At 45.8% G+C, this 13,100-nt stretch carries 12 protein-coding genes; 9 read left to right on the forward strand and 3 right to left on the reverse strand.

The genetic code is table 11. The annotated features are described in order from the left end of the window. Window positions 1-152: 152 nt before the first annotated feature. From I8U27_RS13530 to I8U27_RS13540, 3 genes are all read left to right on the forward strand, one after another. Window positions 153-1,802, forward strand: coding sequence for a coiled-coil domain-containing protein (locus I8U27_RS13530; RefSeq protein WP_181752867.1), 1,650 nt, complete (start codon window positions 153-155; stop codon window positions 1,800-1,802). A gap of 103 nt (window positions 1,803-1,905) precedes the next feature. Beyond that, window positions 1,906-2,652: a sporulation protein gene (locus tag I8U27_RS13535; protein ID WP_181752864.1), complete on the forward strand. Its 747-nt coding sequence runs from the start codon at window positions 1,906-1,908 to the stop codon at window positions 2,650-2,652. Between the two features lie 19 nt (window positions 2,653-2,671). Further along, window positions 2,672-3,430, forward strand: coding sequence for a sporulation protein (locus I8U27_RS13540; protein ID WP_181752863.1), 759 nt, complete (start codon window positions 2,672-2,674; stop codon window positions 3,428-3,430). A 56-nt stretch (window positions 3,431-3,486) separates the two neighbouring features. On the opposite strand, the gene I8U27_RS13545 is transcribed toward I8U27_RS13540, so the two are convergent. Further along, window positions 3,487-5,184 (reverse strand): pyruvate oxidase, encoded by a 1,698-nt coding sequence (locus tag I8U27_RS13545; protein WP_181752861.1) that lies wholly within the window; start codon window positions 5,182-5,184, stop codon window positions 3,487-3,489. A 145-nt stretch (window positions 5,185-5,329) separates the two neighbouring features. After that, window positions 5,330-6,184, reverse strand: a complete 855-nt coding sequence (locus tag I8U27_RS13550) for an arylamine N-acetyltransferase (RefSeq protein WP_181752858.1) — start codon at window positions 6,182-6,184, stop codon at window positions 5,330-5,332. A gap of 221 nt (window positions 6,185-6,405) precedes the next feature. On the opposite strand from I8U27_RS13550, the gene I8U27_RS13555 reads away from it, so the two are divergent. From I8U27_RS13555 to I8U27_RS13570, 4 genes are all read left to right on the forward strand, one after another. Beyond that, window positions 6,406-7,401 carry a 2-hydroxyacid dehydrogenase gene (locus I8U27_RS13555; RefSeq protein ID WP_181752856.1) on the forward strand — a complete coding sequence of 332 codons (996 nt, stop codon included), beginning with the start codon at window positions 6,406-6,408 and terminating at the stop codon, window positions 7,399-7,401. Between the two features lie 190 nt (window positions 7,402-7,591). Beyond that, window positions 7,592-8,734 (forward strand): NRAMP family divalent metal transporter, encoded by a 1,143-nt coding sequence (locus tag I8U27_RS13560; protein WP_181753003.1) that lies wholly within the window; start codon window positions 7,592-7,594, stop codon window positions 8,732-8,734. Window positions 8,735-9,007: 273 nt separating this feature from the next. Next, window positions 9,008-10,042 (forward strand): acyltransferase, encoded by a 1,035-nt coding sequence (locus tag I8U27_RS13565; protein ID WP_181752854.1) that lies wholly within the window; start codon window positions 9,008-9,010, stop codon window positions 10,040-10,042. A gap of 148 nt (window positions 10,043-10,190) precedes the next feature. Continuing rightward, window positions 10,191-10,337: a hypothetical protein gene (locus tag I8U27_RS13570; protein ID WP_181752852.1), complete on the forward strand. Its 147-nt coding sequence runs from the start codon at window positions 10,191-10,193 to the stop codon at window positions 10,335-10,337. Window positions 10,338-10,619: 282 nt separating this feature from the next. On the opposite strand, the gene I8U27_RS13575 is transcribed toward I8U27_RS13570, so the two are convergent. Further along, entirely contained in the window at window positions 10,620-11,012 is a 393-nt protein-coding gene (locus I8U27_RS13575) for a DUF4363 family protein (protein ID WP_181752850.1), read from the reverse strand. 293 nt (window positions 11,013-11,305) lie between these two features. On the opposite strand from I8U27_RS13575, the gene I8U27_RS13580 reads away from it, so the two are divergent. Continuing rightward, window positions 11,306-12,313 (forward strand): ABC transporter ATP-binding protein, encoded by a 1,008-nt coding sequence (locus I8U27_RS13580; protein WP_181752848.1) that lies wholly within the window; start codon window positions 11,306-11,308, stop codon window positions 12,311-12,313. 1 nt (window position 12,314) lies between these two features. Next, window positions 12,315-13,100 carry an ABC transporter permease gene (locus tag I8U27_RS13585; protein ID WP_181753001.1) on the forward strand — a complete coding sequence of 262 codons (786 nt, stop codon included), beginning with the start codon at window positions 12,315-12,317 and terminating at the stop codon, window positions 13,098-13,100.

Here is a 13,100-nt window from a genome sequence, read left to right on the forward strand (position 1 = left end):
CCTTTCATCAGGAGAATTAAAAAGACTTCCCGGTTGTCGTGCTGTTTCATGATGTGATATTCTGAAACTGGTAAGATATGCGTTTTCTAGGATGCTAACGAAGCTAAAATAGAAACGTCCATTGGAAGTGATACAAGTGGAGGCGAAGAATGTTGTCGTTTTTTCGTGTGGGTGAAAGTTATAGAGATTCCTATCAAATCGAACACGTAGTTCCATTTTTTGATGGTGAACTGGCGATTGCACGGTTTGATTCCAAACGTTACTATCTTCAAACCGTCCACTTACAAAAACAGGCTCCCGCACGCGCTATTCAACAGTATCGATCCTTAAGCCACCCGTTAGTGATTCCGTTCATGGAAGTGTATACGGAAGATCGTTCTCTCGTCTTTATTCGTCCTTATCTTCCTATTCATCCACTGCGTGAGGTGATCTCAGCCAGACAAGCAGATGAAGATCAGATTGTAGAGTGGGGCAAACAGCTTTTGCAGCTGGAAGCCGAACTGAAGTCGATGCCGATCCCCATGTACCTCCTGTTAGATCCCCGCAGCGTTGGAGTTACTGATAGCGGGGAATTAAAAGTTCTCTTCTGCGGGCTGGAGCAAATCACCGTTTTGCAGCCAACCTTGGATTGGGGGACTTTTTTCTACAGCCTGTTATCCGGACATTATTTGGAAGAACCGATTGCCAAGTTGCCTGACAATTTACCAGTGTCGAAACCTATGGCCAGGCTGCTGCAAAAAAGCCTGGGAAACCGCTCGATCAACTCTGTGCGTTCACAGATTGAAACTTACGAAAAAAAGAAGCATGGCAAAGGTTTGTTTGGGCGTTTATTTCGCGGGGAGAAAAAAGATTCTGCACAGCATGGAGGCAAGACAGGTGCTGATCATCACTCTTCCATTTCCCCGCCTGTTAAAGACCCCATCTCTTCTCCTCCTTCCTCTTCGGACGTACGGCTCAGTCAGACGGCAAAACATATGCTTCTCCTGGAAGAACAGAGAAAAGAATTTGAGAGACGGGAACAGGAGCGTCTCGAGCAAATGCGGCAAGAGTTTGAGCGCCGGCAGCAAGAATTGTTGGAAAAGCAACGCCAGGAACTGGAACGCCGGCAACAGGAGCTGCTGGAAAAACAACGCCTGGAATTTGAGCAAAAACAAAAAGAGCTGTTAATGCAAAAAGCCGAGTTAGAGCGGTTAAAGGGAGAGGAACAACAACGGGAACGCCGGGAACAGGAGCGGTTGGAAAGGGAGCGCAGGGAACAGGAACGACTGGAACAGGAACGGCTGAAGAGGGAACAGCAGGAACAAGCCCGAAAGGAAATGGAAAGATTAAAGCAAGAGCGGCTGGCCTGGGAGCAACAAGAAAGAAAACGATTGGGGAGAATACGGCAGGAGTTTGAGCAAAAAGAACAAGAACTCAAAGCCAAATTGCAACAAGAGTTTGAAGAACGCGAACAAAGATTATTGGCAAAGCAGGCTCAAGAGTATGAACGCCAGCAACAGGAGCTTCTTGAACAACAACGTCGATTGGAGAAAGAAAAACTGGAGCTTGAGCGCCGGAGACAGGCAAAAGCCAACCAGCCATATCCGAAGCAAAGTCTGCTGACCAATCCGGACAGCATAGGACCCAGCTTATTAGAGCCCGAAAACACAGGCAAACAGCGAACAGAAGAAGAGCACATCTCCAAAGAGCAGGAAGAACGGCAGCGACTCCTGAAAGAACGGCTGGAACGTGAGAGTGAAGAGCATGCGCAGTTAGCAAAGCAATTTGAAGAGTATATGAAACAAATGTTGAATAAAAAATAACTATTTTTCGGCGGAGAGCAAACCTGCCCATGTGTAAGAACAACATGGGGGGTGCGCAACCGTTTTTCTTTAATCTGTGATGCACCGGTAAGGGGGCTACATAATGGTACTCTATAAATCGCTGGCAAGTATGGGAATAGGTGCAGCCAGAGTGGACACAAGATTAGAAAAAAGCCAATTTCAACCCGGCGACTCTGTCAGAGGCGAGGTTCATGTCCGGGGTGGAAACATCGAACAGCAGATTGATGATATCTATCTCTACTTGGTGGTGGACATCACCAAAAACAGCAAAAAAACTCCTTACGTGATGAAGAAGTATCATCTTTCCAAGTCTTTTACCATCCAGCCGGGTGAGTTGAAAAACATCAAATTTGAATTTACATTACCGATGGAACTTCCCATGTCCAGCGGGAGTTTCCCTGTGTATTTTAAAACCGGACTCGATATTAAAATGGGGATTGATCCCAGTGATACGGATAAAATCGAAGTATTTCCAACCCCTCTGGTACAAAAGCTGCTTAAGCAATTTGAAGATGCGGGATTTATTTTGTATCGGATTCATAATGAACATGATCCCGAGCAGAAGCCTCATCCATTTTTTCAGATGTTTCAGTTTCGTCCCACCGGCCGTTATCACGGCTATGTGGATGAACTGAATGTTATCTTTCATGTAACAGATACGGACATCAATATGGATGTGGAAATGATCCGCTCCGCAAGGGTTTTAAACAGTTCCTTCTCCTGGGAATATGACAACCCGAACGGTACTTTGCATATCAATAACCAGAAGATGTCTGAAGACCCGATTCACAAAATACAAGAGATGTTAAACAGAAAAACATTATATTAAAGCTAGAGGTGTGCAAATCATGTCTGTATTTGAGAAAGCTCTCGCCAGTCTTGGAATAGGTTCGGCAAAAGTGGATACCCGTCTTGAAAAGGCGACCTATCGTCAAGGGGAGACGATTCGCGGAGAAGTTTTTATCCAGGGTGGACAAGCTGACCAATTTATTGATGAGATTTATCTGTTTTTGGTGGTGCAGTACCATCATGAGGGGACGCAGGACGAATATGTGGTCAGTGAATTCCGTTTGACTGATGCTTTTGATATTACGCCGCGCGAGACAAAAGTGATTCCGTTTCAATTCCAGCTTCCGTATGATACTCCGATCACTACCGGCGGCTCGCCTGTCTATTTAAAGACAGGTTTGGATATAAAAATGGCGGTTGATCCCGCCGATACCGACGGAATTGAGGTATTGCCCCATCCGCTTGTTGACACCGTGTTACATACCGTGGAGGAAATCGGTTTTCAACTGTATGGTGTAGAATATGAATTTGGTAAATTTTATTCGCGCCATCCGTTTGTGCAAGAATATAAGTTTAAACCAGTCGGCCGTTTCGCGGAATGGATTGACGAACTGGAGGTGGTTTTTTTTCCGCGTGCCAATGAGGTTGACGGTATTTTGTCCATTGATCTCAAAGCTGTTGATTTAATGAGCTCGATGGAAGAAGCGCTTGAACTTGATGAGCGCATGGTGCGATTTACTGTATCATCCAAAGAGGTAGAGAAGGGAACCGGACCGCTGAAAGCAAAATTGGAGCGGATCATTAAGCAGCATATGTAGTCCGGGAACGGGAAATAACGAGGAGACTAAACTCCTCGTTTTTTATATAAATTACTTCAAATAGGGAGATCCACTTTGCCTTCTTCCCACAGTTCCTTGATCATATGTTTGGCATATCCGGCAGCCTGCCCAAAAGTGATTTTGGCCGGCATCGGTGCTTCATTGGCATCTACAACTACATCAATAATACAGGGTTTGGTTTGGGAAACAGCTTTTTCTAATGCCGGCATCAGTTCTTCCGGCCGTTCCACCCGGTAGCCCACTCCTCCGCAGGCTTCAGCATATTGGGCAAAATTAGGGTTTTGGAGTTCCGTACCGAACTCTACATTGCCCATCACTTCTTGTTCAAATTTAATCATGGCGATCTTATGATTATTAAATACCACAACAATGATTGGCAACCGGTATTTGACTGCGGTGACAAAATCATTCATGGTCATTCCAAATCCGCCGTCACCACAGATGGCAAAAACTTGTTTATCCGGATAAGCGATTTTGCCCGCAATGGCACCCGGGAGTCCGCATCCGAGAGTTGCCAGCCAACTGGAGATAACAAACTTCTGATTTGTCATGCGAAAATGGCGGGCCATCCAAACCGTTACATTCCCCACATCGACAGAAAGGATGGCATTATCGCGAACCACTTTCTGCAATGATTGAACCACCCGCTGCGGTTTGATGGGGGTCGACGGATCTTCCTCTTGTTTCTTTAATTTTTCCCACCATTTCTTCATCAATTGCTGGTAATCTTCCAGAAAGGACCGGTCCGCTTGTCTGACCAGCCGAGTGGTCAACCAGTCCAGAGTTTTTTTGGCATCTCCGGCCAGTCCTGCGTCAACGGGTACTCTTTTCCCAATCTGGTTGGGGTCTGTATCGATTTGTATCGTTTTTGCTTTTTCCGGTAAAAATCCGGTAAAAGGAAAGGAGGTTCCGATCATGATCAGTGTGTCCGCTTCTTCCATTGCTTCAGAAGCGGGCTTGGTCCCAATCAGACCCAGGCCCCCGATGCAGAAGGGATGTTCATCGGGGATGATTCCTTTTCCTGGAAGTGACAGTGCAATGGGTGAAGCTATTTTATCCGCAAACGATAACAGGGATTCCCTGGCTTCTCTGGCTCCTTTACCGGCAAGAATCACCGGCTTTTTGGCTTCGGATAATATTTGCTTTGCCTTTAGCAAATCATCCTCCGGCGGGAAAACTTCCGGCTTCACAAAAAAAGAAGTTGTCCGGCGTGCATTCCCTTCAACCTCAAACTTGGGGATATCGTCCGGAATGGTTAATACAGATACCCCTTGCCGGGTATAGGCGGTTCGGATGGCCTGGTTTACTACGCCGGGCAGTTGTTCGGCCGACATGATCCGCTGATTATAGACGGCCACATCATCAAACATCCGCTCTAATTTTACCTCTTGAAAATAGTCAATGCCTATTAAGTCGGACTCTACCTGTCCGGTAATTGCCAGAATGGGAGCCCGGTCCAATTTTGCATCATACAGCCCGTTCAGCAAATGGATCGCTCCCGGCCCGGCAATCGCCATACATACACCCAGTTTTCCCGTTAACTTGGCATATGACGCCGCGGCCAGTGCTCCCGCTTCTTCATGGCGGACTTGAATAAATATAATTTTATCCTGTACCTTGCGTAAAGGCTCAATAATTGAATTGATTGAATCTCCGGGCATCCCGTAGATATGGTCCACACCCCATTCAATCAATAAGTCAATCAGCAGTTCTCCCGCTGTTTTGCGAAACATTATTTTCTCTCCTTTGAAAGAATGGCTGTGTCTTTATCTTGTGCAGCTAAAGAAAATGTAAACACAGGAGAATCATTTGCTGCGGGATGAGCCATCAGCCCGGTCACTTGGTTGCCGGACGGTGTACCAGCGTTTGGGGAAATGGTTAGTTTTCCCTCTGGAAAATATTGATGCCAAGGTGATTTAAAACAGATATCGCTTCTTCGACAGGCAATTGAGGGAGAGAAAATTCCTCATCAATTACTTTTCTGATTTCGCTCACACTGCTCAGTTGGTATTGTTTGACGGTGCCGGTTTGAGTTCGAATCTTAAATGTATGATTGACTAAGGAGACACTTCTCTTTTTGTCCAGCTGCCATAGTTGGCATCGTAACATCTTCATAAATGTCTGGCCTGGTTGATATGATTGTTTAATAGCGGGAAGGAAATCGCTGAAGTGGTACGTTAGTCCAGGATTGAAAGTCCAAACGGGTTTGCTTAACTTTCCGTCAACATATCTGCGAAAAGCGTAAACTCCCGTCTCTTCTTCCGGCTGTATAAAAATCTTATCCCCGCCAAATGCCGTAACATCATCGGGATGGGTCTCAAAGCGAACCGGCTTAAAAAAAGGTGCAGCTGAACCGCAGTCAACATAAACCTCTTCGTCGGGGTATTCCGGGAGACGGACAAGAATGGCCATATGGACCTTTCCCAAATCTGCATAACGGCACGAAAATCCCAGTGTTTTCAGGAGTTTGCACAGATTGTGATTGATCGCATAGCAAGTGCCGCCCATATTCTTCGTAAAAAGCTGGTCGACAAATTCCTCTGAATCGGGGATATATTTGTTTGTCCCCTGATAATGCTTGTAGTTGAGCAGCTTACTAATATTTTCAAACGGAATAAGGTTTAAATGAGCGGTGCAAATTTCACTTAAATACTCAAAAGAGGGCTTTTTTACAGGAACTTTCAGGAATTGCAGATAGAGATTCGCCCAGCGGGGGAAACTGTTCGGCTTCATTTTGAAATTCCTCCTTCTGTAATCAATCGATTCAAGATCATATTTTTGAACATTTCCCCTATACCCTTCAGCTTCACTTTTTAAACTTTTTATTTTAATAAGTATTTGAACAAGCGGTTTTATGGAGAACGGGCTTTTGCGATATAATCAGGATAATTATGATCAGAGGCCTTGATGGAGATGACAGAAGGAACGATATTTTAAACAGAGGATGTGAAACATTGAAGCCAAAAGTGTACATCACCCGCCAAATACCGGAACCGGCTTTGTCCAAGCTCAGGGAAGACTGTGAAGTGTTGATGTGGGAAAGGGAAGATACTCCGGTCCCGCGTGATGTGTTGGAAAGGGAAATTGCCCGGGTGAATGGACTTCTTTGCATGTTGACTGAAGCTGTGAATCAAGATCTGTTGATAAAAGCGAAAAAGCTGCGGGTGATCAGCCAGATGGCTGTTGGTTACGACAATATTGATGTGGAAGCCGCGACCCGCCGCGGGATTATGGTGGCCAATACTCCGGATGTGCTTACTGAAACGACAGCTGATCTCACCTTTGCGCTGTTGCTGGCTACAGCGAGGCGTGTCGTTGAGTCGGCGGGGTTTTTGCGCCGCGGTGAGTGGAAAACCTGGTCGCCCATGTTGCTTACCGGACAAGATGTGTTTGGAGCGGTGATAGGGATCATAGGACTGGGCAGAATTGGTGAAGCAGTGGCAAGGAGAGCCAAGGGCTTTAACATGAAGGTACTCTACCATAACCGGAATCGCAAACCGGAGGCTGAGCGGAAATATGGGCTGATTTATGCAGATCTGGACAGCTTGCTCAAACAGTCTGATTTCGTCTGTATCCTGACTCCCTATACCCCTGAAACGAGGAATCTGATCAGCGAACGGGAACTCGCTTTGATGAAAAAAAATTCTGTATTGATTAACACGGCCCGCGGCGGAATCGTCAATGAGGCCGCGCTGTACAATGCCTTGAAAAACGGGCAGATCTGGGCCGCCGGGCTGGATGTGTTTCAACAGGAACCTGTTCCGCTGGAGAATCCCCTGCTCTCCCTGTCTAATGTCATTGCCTTGCCGCACATTGGCAGTGCCAGTATCAATACCAGGGTAAAGATGGCGAAAATGGCTGCCAACCACTTACTTCAGGGATTACGTGGGGAAAGACCGGCTCATTTGGTCAACCCGGAGGTCTGGTCAGCTGATGGAGAATTTTTATAAGCTGGAAAATGACAGGAATCTTTGGTTCCGTTTATACAGAAATAATGTAGAAAAAGAATCGTTATATATATACCAGGAAATTGATAAATAAACATGAATCTTTTATTTAATAAAGGAAGTGAGCACCGTGAATGCACAATCCAATGCTGCCAAAAACCGGTTGAGTATTTTGCTCGGAGCTGCCTTTTTGATGGCAACCTCCGCCATCGGTCCGGGGTTCTTAACTCAGACAACGGTTTTCACGGAGAGGTTAATGGCCAGTTTCGGCTTTGTTATTCTAATTTCAATCCTGCTGGATATCGGGGCCCAGATGAATATTTGGCGCATCATCTGTGTGACGGAAAAAAGGGGGCAGGAGATTGCCAATCTGGTACTGCCGGGCCTCGGTATTTTTATTGCGCTGGCGGTTGCCCTGGGGGGGCTTGCCTTCAACATAGGCAATCTCGGCGGTGCAGGTTTGGGCTTTCAGGCCATGTTTGGTTTGAACACCAGGATCGGAGCAGTTATTACCGCCGTTTTTGCAATCATCATCTTTATGTTCAAAGAAGCCGGGGCAGCGATGGACCGTGTAGCCCGTTGGCTGGGATTGCTTATGATTCTCCTGACAGCTTATGTGGCAATCGTAAGCAGCCCTCCGGTGGGGGAAGCGGCTTTAAGGACGGTGCTTCCGGAAAAAATGGATATCATGGCCATCATTACGCTGGTTGGGGGAACTGTCGGGGGGTATATCACCTTTGCAGGGGGCCATCGGCTTCTTGATGCGGGGATCAGCGGCAGGGAAAGCCTTGGAGAGGTGACAAAGAGTTCTGTTACAGGAATTCTTGTCGCTTCAGCAATGAGGGTTATTCTGTTTTTGGCGGTTTTGGGAATCGTTGTTCAGGGTGTGAAATTAAGTGCGGACAACCCTATGGCCACTGTTTTTGAGACGGCGGCAGGAAGCATCGGCCTCAAATTGTTTGGCCTGGTCTTATGGTCCGCATCGCTTACTTCCGTGGTAGGCGCGGCTTATACCTCTGTCACTTTTCTCACCAGCTTTTCTCCTGCAATGGAACGGCACCGGTCCAAGATTGTGATTACTTTTATCCTGGTATCTACTTTGATTCTGACGTTGGTTGGCCAGCCGGTTCAACTGTTGATCCTTGCCGGTGCACTCAACGGATTGATCCTCCCCCTTATACTGGGGACAATGTTGATTGCCGCCCACCGAAGGAAAATTGTCGGGGATTATCGCCATCCGGTCTGGATGACGGTATTCGGTACACTTGTGGCCCTGGGAACGGCGTGGTTTGGTGTGCTCACACTGATAGAGAAAATTCCTCAGCTCTTTGCTTAAAGTCTGGCCCTCCGGTGAAACTCCCGCTTCCGGGTCTGTGGTGTCACACCTCAGGCAACCGCCGTTGAAACCCTCCTTAAGAGGGTGATTACCCAAGCCCCGGGGCACAGGTTTATCACCATTGAGAGGATCGCAAACTACATTTCGTTTGCGTAAAAACTGTGTTATTATCATTTATAATATTTCTGTTACGATCTCACTTCATTTGAAGGAGATCGTTTTTATTTATAGGATGTTGTCAAAATCCAAACATTTTAAAGGAGAGAGATAAGGATGCAGGGGCGAATCCGGGAAGCGGATTTTATCAAGGGAGTCGCCATTTTCGGTGTCATCCTCATTCATGTAACAGCCTTTAACATGCGCTATTCCGAGTCGATGACGGATGGAGGCCTTTTCTTCGCGATCAATCAGATGGGCCGTTTCAGTGTCCCGATATTTTTTATGCTGTCAGGGCTGTTTCTCTTTTATCGTTATTATGATAACCAAACGTTTCCAATCCTCGCTTTTTTTAAAAAACGGACTCTGTATATCCTGATTCCCTACCTCAGCTGGTCAGTTTTTTACCTGGTTTATTCCTGGTTTGCACATCGGGAAACTGCACCCCAAACAGTAACGGATACGATAACCGCAGTCCTGACAGGATCATCCTATTATCACCTGTACTACATTGTGGTGATGGTACAGTTTTATCTGCTTTTACCGCTGTTAATATGGACATTTCGCAAATTTGGCGGTTTAACTGTCGTCTCGTTCGCTCTGCTCATTAACGTGCTTGCCAACAGTATGACCTGGTGGGAGATGTCATCACAGTTCCCGTGGATGGCGCCTTTTACGGAAAACGCGATCCGCTTTTTTCCCGTGTGGCTGTTTTACTTCTGCCTGGGCGGATGGGTCGGGCAGCGGGCCGGCCAAATTCTTGAATGGTTCGGGAAAATTCCTTTTGCAGCCGCAATCATCCTGTTTAGTTCAACAGGAATCTGGATGTTGTTTAACGGATTTTTCCGTAAAGAGACTGGCTTTTTTAACTTTTCTGTTCTGGTTTACTCGATTGCCTCACTTGTGCTGTGGTTTCAAATGGGTGGTAAATGGAAGCACTCATGGGTGTCGACACTTGGCCGCTATTCCTTCGGCCTCTATTTAATCCATCCTGTACTGTTAAACCTGTTTAGCCGTATTACTCCATTCTTATTTCCGCAGGCTTCCTGGATGGAATTTGGGTTTATGCTGTTCGCCGTGACAAGCCTTTCCCTGGGTCTGTCAGTTGTGATTCAGCGGCTGCCTTACAGCTATTTGCTGACCGGGAAATAAGTCACCTGTGGCAAACCGTTATTCAATAAACGATATTATCCAAATTTTAGTGGAATAAAAAAGAGGCAGGGAAATAAATATAAAGAGGATGCCCGGGAAAAATAATAAACAAAACATACCATTGATAAGACTTTTTAAGGAAGGTAAAATGCCTAAAAATGATCAGCTGAAAAAAGATAAAGAAAAAAACCTGAGGGAAATTCAGTTTGTCACGGAAAGTATGAATGTGTATGAGACAGCGCTGGAAATGGACGAGGGCAAGGAAAAGCAAAAGGACGGAAATAACAACCCTTAAAAAATGTACCGGATGCTCTTTAAAGAAACAGGAAGTCTGATTGCAGAAAAGTTTTCTGTATTTCAATTAGCATATTATTTATCTTTACAAGACCGCTTCCCTGGCGGTCTTTTTTTATTTATTAAAGAAATAGCTGTTGTTTCACCGTGACAGGGACCGGGGATTCAGGTGTTATTGTCTGCACCAACAACAACCAAGGTTTTATCCTTTTTAAGATTTGCAAACGGGGATTCTCCCTGCTTCAATGGTAATGTAGATCACAAAATGACTTGAGGATCCGGCTCAAGTCATTTTGCCGTTTATTTTGTCGACCTGGCCTGTGATTGTTAATATAGAGCGGATGGTTGCCAATTTGATTTTCGCTTCGGTTTGATCCTTCTCTTCTAAAGCAATTTTCAATTGAGCCATTTCCTGGCGAATCCTTTCATATTTCATCTGATCACCAAACAATTGTAACTTCCATTTTTCCTTTTTATATAAATGCTCCAATCGGTTTACCTCTGTTTGGGCCTGATCCCACCTTTGTTGGTCGATGAAGCTTTCTATCTGTGCAATTTTTTTTAACAGGGGTTCTTCTTTTATCTGGACGGTTTGCGGGGCCCATGCTCCTAAAAGAAAAATGGATAATAACAAGCAATATAATATGGACTTCGATGGTTTTAAGACCTTGGACATCTCATTTCCTCCCTATCGGTTACTGGTATCCTTTTCTTAGTTTCTCCAAATTATAAAAAAAGATATCCTTTATAGAGATGGAAAAAGAGATTCAGGAGTTTTCCTGTCGATGAATTGATTGCCTCGCTGTAAAAACAGGATTTACTCCAGTCGCAATTGGGTAGTAAAATAATGTTGGAAGAAAGGTGTTCCAAACGATGGAATGCCTTTTTTTGTGAAAAATTGGCTCTTAACCCTGTAAAATAGAGCAGAGAATAGTTGCAGATATACGTGTCAGAGGAGATGAATGGGAGTTGCTTTCGATTGAAGCACATGGATTGACCAAAGAGTTTAAAGTATATCAAAGCCGGCCCGGATTGACGGGGGCTTTTCGTGATTTATTAAATCGGAAATATCGGACGATCCGTGCAGTCGATTCCATTGACCTAAGAATCGGCAAAGGAGAGATGGTCGGATATATCGGTGAGAACGGAGCGGGTAAATCAACCACCATTAAAATGCTGACAGGGATTTTGCAGCCAACGGCGGGAGAGTTAAAAGTAAATGGCTATGACCCGCATCGCCAGCGGGAAGAGTTTGTAAAGACGATTGGTGTTGTATTTGGGCAGCGAAGCCAGCTCTGGTGGGATATTGCCGTGCAGGAATCTTTTCGCCTCCTGCAAAAAGTGTACCGGATTCCCGCAGAGGAGCATCAGAAACATTTGGATCGCATGATTGAAGTGCTGGATATTTCTTCTTTACTGGATCAGCCTGTTCGCAAATTAAGCCTGGGCCAGCGCATGCGTTGCGAACTGGCAGCCTCCTTGATCCACCGGCCGTCTTTGCTGTTTCTGGATGAACCGACCATTGGTCTCGATGTGCTGGTCAAGGAAAATATCCGCCGGTTTTTAAAAGAGATCAACCGTGAATTTGGAACAACCATTCTGCTGACCACCCATGACTTATCCGATATTGAAGCGCTATGTTCGCGGGTGGTGATGTTGGATCAAGGAAAAATCATCTACGACGGAGGCTTGGCCCAACTTCGAAATCTGTGGGGCGGAGGCAAAAAAATCCATTTGGAAATGGAAAAAGAGGTATTAATCGCTGACCTGCAAGGAAGAACTGACGGGCTGTCCGTCAGCTGGGAACAAAAAGGCCCGCGCCAATATACCGTCCACGTGCAGAACGGGGAAACAACGGTTTCCGAAGTATTGTCGCGGCTGGTGCAGCATGTTCCGATTCAGGAGATGCAGATTGAAGAAGCGACAACGGAAGAGATTGTCCGCAAGATCTATTCGGAGGGGATGACCATTGCTTAGTATGTACTGGGAAGTCATCCGGATCCGTTTTTTAATGATGCTCGCATATCGGGTCAACTACTATAGCGGCATTGTTATATATAGTTTAAATATTGGCGTCTATTTCTTTTTATGGATGGCGATTTACGGAGACCAATCCAGTTTGCAGGGGCTGACAGCTGTACAGATGGCCACATATATCGCCGTTTCCTGGATGGCCAGGGCTTTCTACTTTAACAATCTGGACAGGGAGATTGCCCAGGAGATTCGCGATGGGACGGTTGCTATTCAACTGATTCGCCCTTATCACTATCTGCTGGTGAAAGCTTTTCAGGGATTCGGGGAAGGGATGTTCCGTTTACTGTTATTCAGTGTACCGGGAATGATTGTGGTTTCCTTGATTTTTCCGATCCATTTGCCGGTGAACGCAGAGGTCTGGTACAAGTTTGCGCTCAGTCTTGTGCTTGGTTTTATTGTAAATGTGCAGGTGAATATTCTGACCGGGATTTGTGCCTTTTTTATTTTAAACAACCAGGGCTTAATCCGGGCCAAGCGGGTCGCTGTTGATCTCTTATCAGGGCTGGTTATTCCCATTCCGTTTTATCCGGAGTGGGCCCAGACAATCCTGTCCTATCTGCCGTTTCAAGCGATTAGCTATTTGCCGAGCATGGTGCTGGTCAAAGGGCTGGCGGGAACTGAATTTATACATGCCATACTCGTTCAGGCAGCCTGGTGTGTACTGCTGTGGATTCCGATCCGGGCTATTTGGAAGAAAGCCAGAAAAACGTTAATTGTTCAAGGTGGTTAA

Origin of the sequence: Paenactinomyces guangxiensis, assembly GCF_016055185.1 — a bacterium.
Lineage (GTDB): Bacteria > Bacillota > Bacilli > Thermoactinomycetales > Thermoactinomycetaceae > Paenactinomyces > Paenactinomyces guangxiensis.

Excerpts from the sequence above, each read along its gene's own strand:
- I8U27_RS13535 (WP_181752864.1), top strand. The coding sequence starts at position 1,906 with ATGGTACTCTATAAATCGCTGGCAAGTATGGGAATAGGTGCAGCCAGA.
- I8U27_RS13540 (WP_181752863.1), top strand. The coding sequence starts at position 2,672 with ATGTCTGTATTTGAGAAAGCTCTCGCCAGTCTTGGAATAGGTTCGGCA.
- I8U27_RS13545 (WP_181752861.1), bottom strand. The coding sequence starts at position 5,184 with ATGTTTCGCAAAACAGCGGGAGAACTGCTGATTGACTTATTGATTGAA.
- I8U27_RS13550 (WP_181752858.1), bottom strand. The coding sequence starts at position 6,184 with ATGAAGCCGAACAGTTTCCCCCGCTGGGCGAATCTCTATCTGCAATTC.
- I8U27_RS13560 (WP_181753003.1), top strand. The coding sequence starts at position 7,592 with ATGGCAACCTCCGCCATCGGTCCGGGGTTCTTAACTCAGACAACGGTT.
- I8U27_RS13565 (WP_181752854.1), top strand. The coding sequence starts at position 9,008 with ATGCAGGGGCGAATCCGGGAAGCGGATTTTATCAAGGGAGTCGCCATT.
- I8U27_RS13570 (WP_181752852.1), top strand. The coding sequence starts at position 10,191 with ATGCCTAAAAATGATCAGCTGAAAAAAGATAAAGAAAAAAACCTGAGG.
- I8U27_RS13575 (WP_181752850.1), bottom strand. The coding sequence starts at position 11,012 with ATGTCCAAGGTCTTAAAACCATCGAAGTCCATATTATATTGCTTGTTA.
- I8U27_RS13585 (WP_181753001.1), top strand. The coding sequence starts at position 12,315 with ATGTACTGGGAAGTCATCCGGATCCGTTTTTTAATGATGCTCGCATAT.